General features: G+C 64.8%; 17 protein-coding genes. 5 read left to right on the forward strand and 12 right to left on the reverse strand.

The genetic code is table 11. The annotated features are described in order from the left end of the window. Position 1: 1 nt before the first annotated feature. The 7 genes from ACJRPG_RS09715 to cyoA are packed head-to-tail and all read right to left on the reverse strand — an operon-like array spanning position 2 to position 6,700. Positions 2-538 carry a response regulator transcription factor gene (locus ACJRPG_RS09715; RefSeq protein ID WP_407999861.1) on the reverse strand — a complete coding sequence of 179 codons (537 nt, stop codon included), beginning with the start codon at positions 536-538 and terminating at the stop codon, positions 2-4. Further along, on the reverse strand, positions 535-1,836 hold the full coding sequence (locus tag ACJRPG_RS09720; protein WP_407999998.1) for an ATP-binding protein: 1,302 nt from the start codon (positions 1,834-1,836) through the stop codon (positions 535-537). Before ACJRPG_RS09720 ends, ACJRPG_RS09715 begins: the two co-directional genes overlap by 4 nt. A 4-nt stretch (positions 1,837-1,840) precedes the next feature. Continuing rightward, a complete protein-coding gene (locus ACJRPG_RS09725) occupies positions 1,841-2,647 on the reverse strand; it encodes an SURF1 family protein (protein ID WP_407999862.1) in 807 nt (268 codons plus the stop codon). After that, positions 2,647-3,039, reverse strand: a complete 393-nt coding sequence (gene cyoD / locus ACJRPG_RS09730; RefSeq protein WP_407999863.1) for a cytochrome o ubiquinol oxidase subunit IV — start codon at positions 3,037-3,039, stop codon at positions 2,647-2,649. The genes ACJRPG_RS09725 and cyoD overlap by 1 nt, the downstream gene beginning before the upstream one ends. Continuing rightward, the gene (cyoC, locus tag ACJRPG_RS09735) at positions 3,036-3,653 is read right to left on the reverse strand and encodes a cytochrome o ubiquinol oxidase subunit III (protein ID WP_407999864.1); all 618 of its coding nucleotides are present in this window, start codon (positions 3,651-3,653) and stop codon (positions 3,036-3,038) included. Before cyoC ends, cyoD begins: the two co-directional genes overlap by 4 nt. Then, a complete protein-coding gene (gene cyoB, locus ACJRPG_RS09740; protein WP_407999865.1) occupies positions 3,646-5,652 on the reverse strand; it encodes a cytochrome o ubiquinol oxidase subunit I in 2,007 nt (668 codons plus the stop codon). The genes cyoC and cyoB overlap by 8 nt, the downstream gene beginning before the upstream one ends. 1 nt (position 5,653) lies before the next feature. Then, entirely contained in the window at positions 5,654-6,700 is a 1,047-nt protein-coding gene (gene cyoA, locus ACJRPG_RS09745) for a ubiquinol oxidase subunit II (RefSeq protein WP_407999866.1), read from the reverse strand. Positions 6,701-6,848: 148 nt separating this feature from the next. Between cyoA and ACJRPG_RS09750 the strand changes: the two genes are divergently transcribed. Beyond that, a complete protein-coding gene (locus ACJRPG_RS09750; RefSeq protein ID WP_407999867.1) occupies positions 6,849-8,198 on the forward strand; it encodes an MFS transporter in 1,350 nt (449 codons plus the stop codon). Between the two features lie 47 nt (positions 8,199-8,245). Here the strand turns inward: ACJRPG_RS09750 and ACJRPG_RS09755 are convergent, their stop codons facing one another. Further along, entirely contained in the window at positions 8,246-8,773 is a 528-nt protein-coding gene (locus ACJRPG_RS09755; RefSeq protein ID WP_407999868.1) for a TetR/AcrR family transcriptional regulator, read from the reverse strand. Positions 8,774-8,883: 110 nt separating this feature from the next. Between ACJRPG_RS09755 and ACJRPG_RS09760 the strand changes: the two genes are divergently transcribed. Continuing rightward, positions 8,884-9,675 carry an SDR family NAD(P)-dependent oxidoreductase gene (locus tag ACJRPG_RS09760; protein ID WP_407999869.1) on the forward strand — a complete coding sequence of 264 codons (792 nt, stop codon included), beginning with the start codon at positions 8,884-8,886 and terminating at the stop codon, positions 9,673-9,675. A gap of 121 nt (positions 9,676-9,796) precedes the next feature. Continuing rightward, on the forward strand, positions 9,797-10,390 hold the full coding sequence (locus tag ACJRPG_RS09765) for a hemerythrin domain-containing protein (RefSeq protein WP_407999870.1): 594 nt from the start codon (positions 9,797-9,799) through the stop codon (positions 10,388-10,390). Here the strand turns inward: ACJRPG_RS09765 and ACJRPG_RS09770 are convergent. Beyond that, positions 10,381-11,295 carry a sensor histidine kinase gene (locus ACJRPG_RS09770; protein WP_407999871.1) on the reverse strand — a complete coding sequence of 305 codons (915 nt, stop codon included), beginning with the start codon at positions 11,293-11,295 and terminating at the stop codon, positions 10,381-10,383. The two genes, ACJRPG_RS09765 and ACJRPG_RS09770, sit on opposite strands and share 10 nt — an antisense overlap. A gap of 113 nt (positions 11,296-11,408) precedes the next feature. Between ACJRPG_RS09770 and ACJRPG_RS09775 the strand changes: the two genes are divergently transcribed. Beyond that, the gene (locus ACJRPG_RS09775) at positions 11,409-13,151 is read left to right on the forward strand and encodes a cation:proton antiporter domain-containing protein (protein ID WP_407999872.1); all 1,743 of its coding nucleotides are present in this window, start codon (positions 11,409-11,411) and stop codon (positions 13,149-13,151) included. Here ACJRPG_RS09775 and ACJRPG_RS09780 read toward each other — a convergent pair. Next, on the reverse strand, positions 13,148-13,825 hold the full coding sequence (locus tag ACJRPG_RS09780; protein WP_407999873.1) for a hypothetical protein: 678 nt from the start codon (positions 13,823-13,825) through the stop codon (positions 13,148-13,150). The genes ACJRPG_RS09775 and ACJRPG_RS09780 overlap by 4 nt on opposite strands. Before the next feature lie 40 nt (positions 13,826-13,865). Further along, positions 13,866-14,603, reverse strand: coding sequence for a Crp/Fnr family transcriptional regulator (locus tag ACJRPG_RS09785; protein WP_407999999.1), 738 nt, complete (start codon positions 14,601-14,603; stop codon positions 13,866-13,868). Between the two features lie 272 nt (positions 14,604-14,875). Here ACJRPG_RS09785 and ACJRPG_RS09790 point away from each other — a divergent pair, with 272 nt between their 5' ends. Next, the gene (locus ACJRPG_RS09790; RefSeq protein WP_407999874.1) at positions 14,876-15,097 is read left to right on the forward strand and encodes a hypothetical protein; all 222 of its coding nucleotides are present in this window, start codon (positions 14,876-14,878) and stop codon (positions 15,095-15,097) included. A 7-nt stretch (positions 15,098-15,104) separates the two neighbouring features. Here ACJRPG_RS09790 and ACJRPG_RS09795 read toward each other — a convergent pair whose 3' ends face one another. Beyond that, complete coding sequence (locus ACJRPG_RS09795) at positions 15,105-16,016, reverse strand: LysR family transcriptional regulator (protein ID WP_407999875.1); 912 nt, start codon at positions 16,014-16,016, stop codon at positions 15,105-15,107. Between the last annotated feature and the right edge of the window lie 102 nt (positions 16,017-16,118).

The following is a 16,118-nucleotide window of genomic DNA, read 5'->3' on the forward strand; positions in this document are numbered from 1 at the left end:
GCTATTTGACGCGCTGCTTTTCGAGCTTGCGCGCGAGGGTGCGGCGGTGCATGCCGAGGCGGCGCGCCGCTTCGGAAATATTGAACTCGGTTTCGGCCAGCACCGCGTGGATATGCTCCCACTCCAGCGTTTTGACGGAGGTGGTTCGGTTCGTCACTTCCACCTCGGAAGCGCCCGCGACGTGGCCGAAGGCGGCTTCGATATCGTCCGTGTTCGAAGGCTTGGCCAGGTACTGCACGGCGCCCAGCTTCACCGCCTCCACCGCCGTGTTGATGCTGGCGTAGCCGGTCAGCACCACGATCAGCATGTCCGGATCGTGCTGGTGCAGCATCTGCACGCAGGCCAGGCCGGAGGCATTGCCCTTCAGCTTCAGGTCCACCACCGCATAGCCGGGGCTGTGCTGCGCCAGCAGCGCCGTGGCTTCGTCCAGCGTGGCGGCCAGCAGCACCGTGTATTCGCGCCGTTCGAAAGAACGGCTCAGCGTGCGCGCGAAGGCCTCATCGTCCTCGATGATGAGCAGTACCCGCTCCTCGCTCATGCGCCCTCCTCTTCCAGTTTGATTGCCGACAGCGGCAGGGTAATCATCACTTCCGCCCCGCCTTCATTGCGGTTGCGCGCCGACACGGCGCCGCCCAGCTTGCGCGCCACATTCACCGACAGGAACAACCCCAGCCCGCCGCCCGGCTTGCCCTTGCTGGACTGGTAAGGCTTGCCGAAATCCTCCAGCATCGGTTCCGGGAAGCCGGGACCGGCATCGGTAATGCGCAAGGTCACGTTGCCGTCGTCGCGCGTGGCCTCCATGCCCAGCCAGTTGGGCGAAGCTTCCAGCGCATTATCCAGCACATTGCAGATCATCTGTTTGAGGGCGGAATCGAACACCACCGGGCTGTCCTGCCGGATGCGGTTCTCGTAGCTGAAGGATTTCACGGGCCGGCTGTCGCGCCACTCGTCCACCAGCTCGTCGAGGAAGGTATTGATGGTGGTCTTCACGGAGGACTCGCCGCGCGCCTCGCCGGCCGACAGCAGGATGCCGCTGACGATGGTCTTGCAGCGCTTGAGCTGCGTTTCCATCTCGCCGATCTCCTCCAGCAGTTCCGGATTGCCTTTGAACTCCTTCATGCGCCGCCAGTCGCCGAGGATGACGGACAGCGTCGCCAGCGGCGTGCCCAGTTCATGCGCCGCGCCGGAGGCCAGCAGGCCCATACGCACCACATGCTCCTCCTCCACCGCGCGCTGGCGCATGGTGGCCAGCTCCGCGTCGCCGGTCCGCACATTGTGCGAGATGCGGCTGATGAAGATCACCAGCAGCGCGGCGATCAGCATGAAGCAGATCAGCACACCTTGCACATACAGGCTTTCGATGCCGCGCTCGTAGTCGATGGGCAGCGGCAGCGGCTTGGAGATGAAGGCCAGGCCCGCGAGGCAGGCCGACGTCACCAGCACGATGACCCAGGTCGACCATGCTTTCAGCAGCACGGCGCCGAGGATGACCTGCAGCAGGTAGAGGAAGGCGAAGGGATTGCTGGCGCCCCCGCTCAGGTAGAGCTGGGCCGTAAGGCTGCCCACGTCCACCAGCAGGGCCAGGAAGATCTCGCCATTCGAGACCGTGCGGCTTTCATGCCAGCGCAGGTGGCTGGCGATATTGAAGGCGATCAGGCAGGCCAGCACCTCGAGCATGTTCACCAGCGGCAGCTGGATGTCGAAGCCCAGGATGGCGGCGGCAATCGTCGTGATCTGGCCGATCACGGCGATCCAGCGCAGCTCGATGAGCTGCATCATGTTCTTGTGCCCGGCGGCTTCCTGCACCACGGCCGGGCCGCTTGCGGGCTGCTTCATCTTGTCACTCAGGTCGATTATCCCCGTCATTCCTTTTCCCTGTCGTTCGGCGCAGCCAGAACCAGGCGCCGGCCGTCATTGCGGCCAATGCATACCAGGTCAGAGCATAGCCCAGATGGTTATTATGGAATGATATTACGGTAAGGCCGCCCACCGGCTTGCCCGGTGCATCGGCAGGCTCCTGGCCTGCCCTGGCGTCGATGAAGAAAGGCGCAACGTGCTGCAGGCCGCGCGCAGCCGCCAGCCCCTGTACATCGCGCGAATACCAGCGGTCGTTGGCGGGATCGTTCTTGCGCAGGAAGCCGCCGCCCGGTTCCGGCATGCGCAGCAGGCCGGTCAGCATGAGCGGCGGCCCGGCGTGCGCGCAGGCATCCGCTGCGGCGCGCGGCGCCGGTTCAGGCGCCGGCCCCACCGGCACGAAGCCGCGGTTCACGAACACGATGCCATCCGCCGTGCACATGGGCGTCAGCAGCCAGAAGCCGGCGCCCAGCTCGGTCACGGCCTGCACGCGCGCAGTCTGCGCGTACAGGAAGCTGCCCCGCAGCGACACATGGCGGTATTCGTCGGAAGCGGCGGATACCGCTCCCCATCGACCGCGCGGCGGCGCCGGCACGGCCGGGGCATCGACGCGCGCCTCCACGCGGGCGATCAGCGCCTGCTTCCACTGCAGGCGCTTGACCTGCCAGGTGCCCAGTGCGGCGAACACGCAGAACAGGAGCAGTGCCAGGCCCGCAAAGAAAAACCGCGCCGCCGCGGTGGGCGGACGGCGCGGTTCTGCGGGCGCTGTTGACACGTTCAGCGCGTCCGGCATCAGTTCATGCCGGACATCTGGTGCGACGATCCGGGCATCGGCGCTGGCATCATGTTCTTGTTCATGTGGTACATGACCCACAGCGAACCGGAAAGCGTAATCACGAGGATGACGACGGTGAAGATCAGGGCCAGCATATTCCAGCCGCCTTCCGCTTTCGCGTTCATGTGCAGGAAGTAGATCATGTGCACAACGATCTGCACGGCAGCGAAGCCCAGGATCACAAAGGCCGTGGTCTGGCTGTCCATGCTGCGGTTCATCACCAGCCAGAACGGAATCGCCGTCAGGATCACGGACAGGATGAAGCCGATCACATAGCTTTTCACGCTGCCGTGGTCATGGCCATCGCCGTGGCCATGGTGATCATCGTGGTGGTCGTGGTGTGCGCTCATGGCAGGACTCCCATCAGGTAGACAAAGGTGAAGACGCCGATCCAGACCACGTCCAGGAAGTGCCAGAACATCGACAGGCAGCTCAGGCGGCGGATATTCTCCGGCGTCAGGCCGTGTTTACCGACCTGGAACAGCAGCGTCACCAGCCACACGATGCCGAAGGTCACGTGCAGGCCGTGGGTGCCCACCAGGGCGAAGAAGGCGGTCAGGAAGCCGCTGCGCTGCGGGCCGTAGCCTTCATGGATCAGGTGCGAGAACTCGTACAGCTCCAGGAACAGGAAGGCCGCGCCCAGCAGGCCGGTGAGCACCAGCCAGCCGATCGCCGCGCGCTGCTTCTTCGCATAGGCGGACAGCATGCCGAAGCCGTAGGTGATCGAGGACAGCAGCAGGAAGGCCGTATTCAGGGCCACCAGCGGCAGGTCGAACAGCTCGGCGCCCGAAGGCGCGCCGGCGAAGTTGCGGCCCAGGACCGCATAGGTGGCGAACAGACAGGCGAAGATCAGGCAATCGCTCATCAGGTAGATCCAGAAGCCCAGCAGCGTGCCGTTCTCCGGATGGTGCTCGCGCACGTAGTAGCGCGAGCTCAGGTCAGTAGTTGCAGTCATCTCAGGCATGGGCTTCCAGCAGTTTGGTGCGCTTCTCTTCCACGGCGGTCACTTCGTCGGCCGGGATGTAGTAGTCGCGCTTGTAGTTGAACGTATGGATGATGATCGCGGCCATCATCGCCACGAAGGCGGCGCCGGTCAGCAGCCACATATGCCAGATGATGGCGAAGCCCAGCACCGCGCTGATGGCGGCGATGATGAAGCCCGCGCCGGTGTTCTTCGGCATGTGGATCGCCACGAAATCGCGCAGCGGACGCTGGTAGCCGTTCTTCTTCATGTCGGCCCAGGTGTCGTTGTCGTGCACCATCGGCGTGAAGGCGAAGTTGTAGTCCGGCGGCGGCGAGGAAGTGGACCATTCCAGCGTGCGGCCGCCCCATGGGTCGCCCGTCACGTCCAGGTTCTTCTTGCGGTCGCGCACTGACACATAGAACTGCATCAGCATGGCGCCGATACCGGCAGCTACCGTCAGCGCGCCCACCAGGGCGATCTGCTGCCAGATCCACAGGTTCGGGTCTTCGAAGTGGTTCATGCGGCGGGTAACGCCCATGAAGCCCATCACGTACAGCGGCATGAAGGCGAGGTAGAAACCGACCACCCAGCACCAGAAGCTGATCTTGCCCCAGAAGACGTTCAGCTTGTAGCCGAAAGCCTTCGGCCACCAGTAGTTGATGCCGGCGAACAGGCCGAACAGCACGCCGCCGATGATCACGTTGTGGAAGTGGGCGATCAGGAACAGGCTGTTGTGCAGCACGAAGTCGGCCGGAGGCACGGCCAGCATCACGCCGGTCATACCGCCGATCACGAAGGTCACCATGAAGGCGACGGTCCACATCATCGGCAGCTCGTAGCGGATGCGGCCGTGGTACATGGTGAACAGCCAGTTGAAGATCTTGGCGCCGGTCGGGATCGAGATGATCATCGTGGTGATGCCGAAGAAGGAGTTCACGCTCGCGCCCGAGCCCATCGTGAAGAAGTGGTGCAGCCACACGAGGTAGGACAGGATGGTGATCACCATCGTTGCATACACCATGGAGGTGTAGCCGAACAGGCGCTTGCTGGAGAAAGTGGACACCACTTCCGAGAAGATGCCGAATACCGGCAGGATCAGGATGTAGACCTCGGGGTGGCCCCAGATCCAGATCAGGTTCACGTACATCATGGCGTTGCCGCCCAGGTCGTTCGTGAAGAAGTTGGTGTGGAACAGGCGGTCCAGGCCGAGCATGCCCAGCACGGCGGTCAGCACCGGGAAGGCGGCCACGATCAGGATGTTGGTGCACAGTGCGGTCCAGGTGAAGACCGGCATCTTCATCAGGTCCATGCCCGGCGCACGCATCTTGACGATGGTGACGATCAGGTTGATCCCTGACAGCAGCGTCCCTACCCCCGCTATCTGCAATGACCAGATGTAGTAGTCCACCCCCACGTCCGGACTCGCGAGAATGCCGGAGAGCGGCGGATACGCCAGCCAGCCGGTGCGCGCGAATTCGCCAACGAACAGCGAAGCCATGACCAGCACGGCGCCCATGGTCGTCATCCAGAAGGAGAAGTTGTTCAGGAAGGGGAAAGCCACGTCGCGCGCGCCGATCTGCAGCGGCACCACGTAGTTCATGAAGCCCGTCACCAGCGGCATCGCCACGAAGAAGATCATGATCACGCCGTGGGCGGTGAAGATCTGGTCGTAGTGGTGCGGCGGCAGGAAGCCGGCCGAATCGCCGAAGGCGATCGACTGCTGCAGGCGCATCATCAGCGCATCGGCGAAGCCGCGCAGCAGCATGACCAGGCCGAGGATCATGTACATGATGCCGATCTTCTTGTGGTCGATGGAGCAGATCCAGTCGCGCCACAGGGTGCCCCACAGCTTGAACTTGGTGATTGCGCCCAGCACCGCCACACCACCCAGCATCACGGCGACGAAGGTGTAGATCAGGATCGGCTCATGGAATGGAATCGCGTGCCAGCCCAGGCGGCCGAGCAGCAGACTCGTAGAGGTTTCGATTGGCTCGTGCATATTACTTCTTCATTGAAATGGTTGGCTGCGCAGCGCCCTTGGCCTGTTCGGCCGGGGTCACGCACACTTCGGCTTCCAGCTTGGCCATATTGGTCTCGCCGGCCTTCGCCTGCTGCGCCTTGGCCGCAGCGTCGATCTGCACGCGCTGCATATCGTGGTGCATCTGTTCGCTCATGCAGACCGTGCCCGGCGTGACGCAGCGGTTCACGATGGCGTCGTACAGGTCGTGGTCCACGTCCGCATAGCGGCGCACCGGTTCGCGCTCGCTCGGCTTTTCCAGCTGCAGGTAGGCCGCGCGGGTCAGCGCGCCGCCGCCGGCCTTGGTCTTGGCCACATAGGCGTCGAAGTCTTCCTGGGTCACGCCGTGGTACTTGAAGCGCATGCCGGAGAAGCCCGCGCCGCTGTAGTTGGTGGACAGGCCGTCATACACGCCGACCTTGTTCATCACCGCGTTCAGCTGGGTTTCCATGCCCGGCATCGCGTAGATCATGCCGGCCAGCGAAGGAATATAGAAAGCGTTCATCACGGTCGACGCCGAGATCTTGAACTTGAGCGGGCGGTCGATCGGCGTCACCAGTTCGTTCACGGTCGCGATGCCCTGCTCCGGATAGATGAACAGCCACTTCCAGTCCAGCGCCACCACTTCCACGACCATGGGCTGGGTGCCGGCCGCGATGGTGCGCTTCTCGTCGATGCGCTGCAGCGGGCGGTAAGGATCCAGCAGGTGGGTGCTGATCCAGGTGATCGCGCCCAGCACGATAATCAGCAGCAGTGGCACGCCCCAGATCACCAGTTCCAGCTTGGTGGAGTGGTCCCAGTCCGGGCTGTACTTGGCTTGCGTATTGCCTTTGCGATAACGGTAAGCGAAGAGCAGCGTGAGGACGATGACGGGAACAACGATCAGCAGCATCAGCAGCGTGGCAACGATGACAAGATCGGCCTGCTGGCGGGCGACGTCGCCGGACGGATTCAGCACCACTGTATTACATCCAGCCAGGAGCAACAGGGGCAGAAGCAACAGTCCGCGGCAATGTTTCATATATTTCATGCGGTAAGTGCGCTACAGAGTGTGGAGATCATGCTACTGTACTGGGACGGGCAGCTTTCCGGAATTGGACACTTTGTCCCACATGTCCCCTTCCAGCCGCGAGACCCGTGCAATAACGACTTATCAGAGATTTAAGAGAGACAGAAACATGGCCACGACGACTACCTACGGCGGCGAAACGAACGCCGATTATCAGCCAAGTCCAACGAGCCAGGGCGCACGCAACGTGAATGCCCGCGATGGCCACATCGCCCCCGGCGAAATTGCGGTCGGTGTGGTGATTGGGCGTACTTCCGAATACTTCGATTTCTTTGTATATGCCATAGCATCGGTGCTGGTGTTCCCTTCTGTCTTCTTCCCTTTTGAAGACCGGCTGGAAGGCACGCTGTGGTCCTTTGCCATTTTTGCCCTGGCCTTCATCGCCCGCCCCTTCGGGACAATCGCCCTGATGGCGGTGCAGAAGCGCTTCGGGCGCGAAGCCAAACTCACCATCGCCCTCTTCCTGCTCGGCAGCTCCACGGTCGGCATGGCCTTCCTGCCCACCTATTCGGACCTGGGCGCGGTGTCCATCGTGCTGCTTGCGCTGCTGCGCATCGGGCAAGGCGTGGCGCTGGGCGGCTCCTGGGACGGCCTGCCTTCGCTGCTGGCGCTGAACGCGCCGGAGAACAAGCGCGGCTGGTACGCGATGCTGGGCCAGCTTGGTGCGCCGCTCGGCTTCATCGTGGCGGCCGGCCTGTTCGCCTATATGCTGGAGGCGCTGTCCGGCCTGGACTTCCTCGACTGGGGCTGGCGCTATCCCTTCTTCGTGGCCTTCGCCATCAACGTGGTGGCGCTGTTCGCGCGCCTGCGCCTGGTCTCCACGCCCGAGTATTCGCGCCTGCTGGATGAGCGCGAACTGGAGCCGACCAATGTAGTGGAGCTCTCGCGCAACCAGGGCCGCAACGTCATCATCGGCGCGCTGGCCGCGCTGGCCAGCTATGCGCTGTTCCACCTGGTGACGGTGTTCCCGCTGTCGTGGATCACGCTGTATTCCACGCGCTCGATTGAAGACTTCCTGCTGCTGGAAATGGTGGGCGCGGCACTGGCGGCGGGCGCCATCGTGCTGTCCGGCCTGATCGCCGACCGCTTCGGCCGCCGCCGTACGCTAGGCACGCTGGCCACGCTGATCGCCATCTTCAGCGGCTTCGTGCCCATGCTGATGGAAGGCGGCGAAACGGGGCAGGACCTGTTCATCATCGTCGGCTTCTGCCTGCTCGGCCTGTCCTATGGCCAGGCCGCAGGCGCGGTGACGGCGAACTTCCAGGCCAAGTACCGCTACACCGGTGCGGCCCTGACCTCGGACCTGGCATGGCTGGTGGGCGCGGCCTTCGCACCGCTGGTGGCGCTGGGGCTGTCGGCGCACTTCGGCCTGGCGTATGTGAGCCTCTACCTGCTGTCCGGCGCAGTCGGTTCGCTGGCGGCACTGAGCCTGAACCGCGCGCTCGAAATCCGCAACTGACCTGTCATTCCCGCGCAGGTGGACCGCCGCCTGCGCGGGAACGACAGCTATAACCCTTTGCGTGCCGCAGCCAGGAGCTCTGCCGACAATCCGGCATCCTCCACGGCCCGCGCCAGAATCACCGCGCCAACCATCATCGCCGCGCGGCGCAGCACCTCTTCGCGCGGCGCCACTGCCTCGCCCCTGCTCAGCGTTTCCTTCAGATAGGCCGTAAGTTCGGGCCGCACGGCCGGTTCGCGCGCCGCATCCCCAGCCAATGCCGCCAGGAGGCAGCCCTCGCCCGGCTGGTCGCGGTGTTCGGCGCTCAGGTAGGCATCGGCCCAGGCCGCGCGGCCCTCCGGCGTGGCGCTGGCGGCGGCCTGCTCCGCCAGCTTCTGCTCCGCCGCATGCGCGAAGCACTCGGCAATCAGCGCTTCCTTCGAGGCGAAGTGATTGTAGAACGGCCCGTGCGTGAGCCCGGTCGCCTTCATGATCTCGCTCACGCTGACGCCGAAGCCGCGCTCGCGGAACAGGCGTGCCGCCGCGTCGAGGATTTTCTGGTGCTTGGCTGCCGTCTCGGCTGCTGGATAGCGCATCGCTATCGCCTCCTTCGAAAAAATGTCGTTGACAACAAACATTATATCCATCATGCTTCAGCTATCCAAGCATGATAATCATCATGTTTAAAACCTCAAAGGAGAACACCATGAGCAAATCGACCCAGGGCACTGCAGTTGTAACGGGCGCCTCCGCCGGCCTCGGCCGCGTTTATGCCGACCGCCTCGCCCGCCGCGGCTACGACTTGATCCTGATTGCGCGGCGCGGCGACCGCCTGGCGGAAATCGCCGCCGGCATCCAGGCGCAATACGGCGTGAACGTCAGCACCATCGCCGCCGACCTGGGCAAAGAGGCCGACCTGGAAAGCGTGGCGTCCCGGCTGGAAGCGGACGACAGCATCACGCTGCTGGTCAACAATGCGGGCGTGTCCACGGTAGCGCCGATCGGCGGCACCACGCGCGCGCAGTTCGATGCCATGAACGACGTCAACGTGAACGGCATGGCCCGCCTGACGTATGCCGTGCTGCCGAAATTCATTGCGCGCAATGCCGGCACCCTGGTCAACATCGGCTCCATCCTCGGCTTCGCCCACCTGCCGGGCGCCACCATCTATAGCGGCACCAAGGGTTATGTGAACCATTTCACGCGCGGGCTGCAGAACGAAGTCGCCGGCACCAAGGTACGCGTGCAGCTGGTTGCGCCGTCTGCCACCGCCACCGATATCTGGGAACTGTCCGGCGTGCCGCTGGAGAACCTGAACCAGGAAGCGGTGATGTCGGCCGAAGACTGCGTGGACGCCGCGCTGGCCGGCCTCGACCTCGGCGAAACCGTGACCCTGCCTTCGGTGGAAGACGCCACGCTGTGGAAGCAGTTCGAAGAACTGAGCGGCAAACTGTTCGCCGCCGCCCAGAACCGCCGCCCCGCCACCCGCTACGCCTGAGCCCGTGGCTGGCTGAGGTTTGCGGAATCGGCTGACAGCAGCCTGCGCCGCCTTCCTACGCGGCGCGGCTGTTGCAGCGGCTAAGATGGTCTCACTAGCCCAAAGCCACAGGAGAGCATCCATGTTTTCTCTGAATAAACTGAGTCCGTCGATTACGGACATGATCCGCTTCGACCATTCCCATGTACTGGTCACTTTCCACCAGTACACCGCTACCTCGCGCCCCAAAGTGAAAAAGGCGCTGGCCGAAACCATCTGCACCGCGCTGGAAATCCATGCCACGCTGGAAGAGGAAGTGTTCTACCCGGTCATCCGCAACCTGAACGGCCAGGAACCCACCATCCAGAAGTCGGTGCCCGAGCATAACGAGATGCGCCGCATTATCGCCGAGCTGCGCGCCGCCGATCCCACCACGCGCCGCCATGATGAGCTGATGAACGAGCTGATGCGCGACGTGATGCACCACGTAGCCGATGAGGAAACCGTGCTGCTGCCTGAAGCGGAGCGCATGCTGGGCAAGGACAAGCTCGATGAGCTGGGCGCCGAAATGACCCGCCGCCGCATGCAGCTGGTGGCGCCGAAGGCCGGTTCCATCGCGAAGAACACGGCGGTCGGCTTCTCCGGCAGCACCACGGCCATCGTGGCCGGACTGGCCGGCGCCGTGGTGGCGGCCAAGCTATTTTCGCGCCGCCACGCGAACGCCCGTCACGCCTGACGCGGCAGGGCCAGTTCGAGCGTGGTGCCGGCGGCGCCCGAACTGACGCTGAGCTTGCCACCCATGAGCTGGGCCAGGCGCCAGGCGATCGTCAGCCCCAGGCCGAAGCCGCTCGTATGCCGGGTGGACGACTCGTCGAAGTGGGCGAACTTGTCGAACAGGGCTTCCTGTTCCGCGTCGCCCAGCTCAAATCCGCCGGAACGCACGGCAAAATGCACCATCGCCGGCGTTTGCCATGCTTCGAGGCTGATTTCGGTGCGGGCGCCGGTGGCAATCGCGTAGCGCAACAGCAAATCCAGCACGCGCTCCAGCTTGGAAGGATCGCAGGCCAGGGCCTGCGGCAGCGAAAGGTCGGGACGGCTGTGCAGCACGGTGTCGCGCCGCGCCGCCTCGCGCCGGTGCCTTTCCTCCAGCTGCCCCAGCAGCGCCACGGGGTTCAGCGTCCCCGGCTGCAAGGCCACCCGCCCTGCTTCCAGCGAATTCAGTTCCACCACTTCATTGATCTGGCTGAGCAGGTAGGCGCCGGACTCGCGGATCGCATGCACGAATTCAGCCTGGTGTGTATGCGGCGCCACGTCCTGCGCCAGCAGCTCCGAAAAACCGAGAATGCCATTCAGCGGCGTGCGCAGCTCGTGCGAGATCACGCTGAGGAAACGGCCCTTCGATTCGGCCGCCGCCCGTGCCGCTTGCCGGGCCGCCTCGCGCTGCATCCAGACCGCCTGCGGCACCATGGCGGCCAGTGCCAGCAGCGCCGCCGATACCGCCCAGCCATAGAGCGCCAGCCCGTACAGCGCCAGCACGATGGCCGCACCGCCCGCGGCTAGCAGGCCCAGGACCCAGCGCGAACCGCCTACCGCGGCGTGGGCGGCAGGCAGGTGCATATGGTGGAGGTTCAGCGGGCTCATACGTCCACTATATCAGCAAAAATCATGAAATCAATAAATTTCTCAAATATGCCAATTTCGATAATTCATAGGCAAAACTTGTCGAAACTGCAGCGCGCTGCTATCGTTCGGGCATGGAAGCACATAGCGCCGTCCCCCATCTGCGGGAAATCCTGATCTTTCTCCTGATGGCTGGGGTGCTCGTGCCCCTGCTGCAGCGCTTCCGCATCAACCAGGTGCTGGGCTTCCTCGCCGCCGGCCTTGCCGTGGGGCCGAACGGGCTCGCGCTGTGGGCGGAGCACTGGCCCTGGCTGGCGGAAATCACGATCGGCAGCCGCGACAGCGTGGCGGCGATCGGCGAGCTCGGGATTCTCTTCCTTATGTTCATGATCGGCCTCGAACTGTCGCCGGGCCGCCTGTGGTCCTGGCGCCGCTGGGTATTCGGGGCCGGCCTGGCGCAGATCGGGCTCACTGCCGCGGCGCTGGGCGGCATTGCCTGGCTGTTCGGCAACCGCGTCGAAACCGCCCTGGTACTGGGCATTACGCTGGCGCTCTCCTCCACCGCCATCGTGATGCAGCTGCTGATCAGCCGCCACGAGCTGGGCACGGCCCTCGGCAAAGCCAGCTTCTCCATCCTCATGCTGCAGGACCTGGCCGTGGTGCCGCTGCTGATCCTGATGCCGCTGCTGGCAAGCAGCGGCGGCGGTGGCGGCATCCTGGCGGCAGTCGGCATCGCCATGCTGAAGGCCGTGGCCACCATCCTCGTGCTCTACCTGATCGGGCGCCGCCTGGTGCGGCCCCTGTATGCGCGCCTGGCCTCGCACCGGCATCCGGAAAGCTTCCTTGCCCTGACCCTGCTGCTGACGCTGGGCGTGGCCGGCACCACGGCGGTGGCCGGCCTGTCGATGGCGCTGGGCGCCATGCTGGCTGGCCTGCTGCTGGCCGATACCGAGTACCGTTACGAGGTGGAAGTCATCATCGAGCCGTTCAAGGGCCTGCTGATGGGACTGTTCTTCATGTCCGTCGGCATGCAGGTGGACCTGCGCGAGATTGCGCGCAATCCGCTCTGGCTGCCGCTCTCGGTGTTCGGGCTGCTGGCCATCAAGGCCGCCGTCATCACGCTGATCCTGCACGCCGGCCGCATGAGCTGGGGCCGCGCCGTAGAAGGCGGCCTGCTGCTGGGCCAGGGCAGCGAATTCGCCTTCATCGTGATCGGCTATGCGGTCGCCACCGGCGTGCTGGAATCGGCCCTGAGCCAGTTCATGGTAACGGTGGTCAGCCTCAGCATGTTCGTCTCGCCCGCCGCCGCCAAGGCCGGCCAGCTGTTCTCGCAATGGCGCGATGCGCGCGCCGGCGACAGCGCCGATGCGGTGCCGCCGGAAGGCCTGGCCGGCCACGTGGTGATTGCCGGTTTCGGCCGCGTCGGCCAGCTGGTGGGCAAGGTGCTGGGTGCGCAAAACATTCGCTTCGTGGCGCTGGAGCGCGACTACCAGCTGGTGGCGGCGCTCGGCAAATCCGGTGCGCCGGTCTATTCAGGCGACGCCTCGATGCCGGAACTGCTGGCACGCGTGAATGCGCACCAGGCGGCCGCCGTGGTGCTCACGATGGACGATCCCACCTCCGCCCTGCATGCAGCGCACCGCATCCGCCAGCTCTGCCCCGGCGTGCCGCTGTTTGCGCGGGCGCGGGACCCCAAACATGCGCTGATGCTGAAGAACGCGGGCGCCAGCCAGGTGATTCCGGAAACGCTGGAAACCGGCCTGCAGCTGACGGCCTTCGTGCTGGAGGCTTCCGGCATTGCCGAAAGCGCCGCCCAGGACCTGATCGAGGAGCAGCGCGACCAGCTGATTGCCGTGCTGGACGAGCGCGCGCCCTAATCGCGCCCGTCGGCGTAGTAGCGGCAGGCTGCCGTCTTGCGCGCGGCGCCGGCGCAGACGGCGCGTCTGCACTCCACGGCGCCCGGCACGCCGGGACGCGGACAGCGCGCAAAGACCGTACTGTAATGCCGTTCCAGTTCCACGTCGTAGCCGGGCGCACGCGCACGCCGGCTACGGCTGCCCTCTTCCTGCGCCGCCGGCGCGCGTGCCCCGCCCGCCGCGCCGGCGCCGCTGCTGCCGGCCGTGTCGAAGCCCCCCTGTGCTTCGGCGCCGCCCCGGCCATCGACCGGCTCCGCACCGCCGCTCACACGCAAGGCGCCGCCAGGCTGCGCCGTATCCCCGGCGGCCCTGCTGCTGCCGCTGGTCTCCGCGGCCAGGTCGGCATCGCCGCCGATCCAGTCGCCTTGAGGCTGGGGAGCAGGCGGCGCCGCCGGCGGCACAGGGCGCACGGCAGCAGCCGGCGTGCGTGGGGCCACGGCCGGCGGAACGCCGTGCGCCACCGAGCGCCCCAGTTGCTCGATGGCCTTGCTGGTCATGATATGTTCGGCCACCACATAGCCGCCGCCCGCCAGCAGCACGGCCAGCAGCAGGCCGATGAACCACAGCAAGCGCGGCGAGACGCGCACCGGTTCCCCGACGGCGTCTTCTTCTACTGGGTCGTGTTGGATTTCCATTCCCGAAACATACTGCGTTACGGGAATTCGTGGCGCGGGCTTAGTGGGTCTGCACCGCGTCCGGGAAGATGGCGCGGGCCGCGAAATAGCAGGCGCCCGCAATGCGTTCCAGGCCGGCGCGGTCCACCACCTGCACCACGCCGCGGCGGCACTGGATCAGGCCGTCGGCCTGCAGCTTGCCGGCGGCGGCCGTGATGCTTTCGCGGCGCACGCCCAGCAGGTTGGCGATCAGTTCCTGCGTCACTTTCAATTGCGTGGTCGGCGAGCGGTCCAGGCGCTCCAGCAGCCAGCGCGACAGGCGCTGCTCGATGCTGGCGTGGCGGCTGCTCACCACGTTCTGCGCCAGCTGCGCAAACAGGGAGCTGGTATAGCGCATCAGCTGGTGCGCCAGCACGCCGCCTTCGCTGAACATTTCGCGCAAGGTCTCGGTACGGAGGCGGTAGCCATAACCGGCCGACTGCACCACGGCCGTATTGCTGGCGCGCTCACCGCGGTACATGGTCACGCCCACCACACCCTCGTGGCCCACCATGGCGATTTCGGTGGTGGCGCCTTCCTCGGTCACATACTGCAGCGACACGATGGCATTGGTCGGGAAATACGTGTACTCGATCTTGTCGCCCAGGTTGTACAGGCATTTGCCAACCGGCAGGGACACCATCTCCAGGTCGAGGAAAAGGCGTTCCAGGTCTTCCCGTGGCAGCGCGCGCAGCAGGTCGTTCTGCTGGGCGCCGATGATGCTGACGGCCGGCGACGCAGCGCGCGGCGTACGCAGCATGGAGGCTGGGACGGAAGGCTTGGCGGTTTCGAATTCGGTTTTGTACATGCTGTTCACCTTGGCAATGAATTGTTCTTTTGTTAGCGTTACTTTATTGCGTCGGCTTGCACAGCAGTATCGGAATACCGGTTTCCGTTATGTAGTACAGGAACATAGCGCCATGTAATCTCTGTCCTACGTGAACTGGCGCACATATAAAGATGGGCAGATCGGGGAAAATGGAACTTCCTGAGGGCAAGCGGGTCCCTCAAATACTGAGCCGAGTCTGACCGATGAACGAATTCGCACAAGTTTCCTACGCCCTGCAACGCCAGAAAGCCGCCGTCGAGCGCACGCTCGCTGCCAGCTCGCCGGAGGAAACCACGGTGGCCCTGCGCTGGGCCGATGCCTGGCACCGCCTGGTTCAGGCGCGCCTGGACCGGGCCGAACTCGCTCACCGCCAGCATCAGCCCAGCCGCTATTTCGATTACAAGCGCAACCGCCTGCTGCACTGATCCCCTGCTACAGGCATAAATCCTCATCGGCGGCGAACAGCGCCGCCAGCCAGTCGGCAAAGGCGCTCAGGCGCGGCGCGGCCATCCTCCCCTGCGGATACAGCAGCGAGACGGGCATGCTGGTCGGCCTCACGCCGGGCAGCACCTCCTGCAGCCGGCCGCTTTCCAGCCATGGGCGGGCCTGGTAGCGTCCCAGCTGCGCCAGCCCCAGTCCCTGCAGCGCGCAGCACAGGTTCGCATCGGCGTCGTTGACGGCAACCGGCCCGTTCACCGCCACCTTGATGCTGCCGCGCGGCGTTTCCAGTTCCCAGTCGAAGGCGCGGCCGGTGCGGCCCGAGAAATGCACTACGCCGCAGTGCCCGGCCAGTTCCTCCGCCCTGCGCGGCAGGCCGTATTGCGCGATATAGGAAGGCGCGGCGCAGATCATGAAGCGCATGGTGCCGAGCTGGCGCCCCACCAGCGCCGAATCCTGCAGCGCTCCCACCCGCACCGCGCAGTCTATGCCTTCCTGTGTCAGGTCCACCAGCTTGTCGCTGACGCTGATGGTGAGCTCCACTTCCGGATACGCGGCGCGGAACTCGCCGATGCGCGGCAGGATCACATTGCGTCCCAGCGCGCCCGGCAGGTCCACGCGCAGCCGCCCTTTCGGCTTGCGCGCGTCCGGCCCGCGGAAGGACAGTTCGGCCGTATCGATGGCGGCCAGGATATCGAGGCAATGCTGGTAGTACTGGGCGCCGTCCGGCGTGAGCGACAGGCGGCGCGTGGTGCGCTGCAGCAGGCGGGCGCCGAGATAGGCCTCCAGATTTTTCAGCGTGGCCGTCAGCGCGGCGCGCGGCAGGTTCAGGGTCTCGGCCGCCTTGGTGAAGCTGTTGGCCTCCACGATGCGCACGAAGGTCTGCATGGCCTTCACTTTGTCCATGATTGTTCACATTAAATGAAAAGTATAGGCGCATTATGCACTGATTATCTTTATATCGCTTTTTCCTAGAATGGCCTTCATCCCACTCATTCGAGGAAAAAC

Source organism: Pseudoduganella rhizocola, assembly GCF_045984285.3.
In the GTDB taxonomy this organism is placed as follows: domain Bacteria; phylum Pseudomonadota; class Gammaproteobacteria; order Burkholderiales; family Burkholderiaceae_D; genus Rugamonas.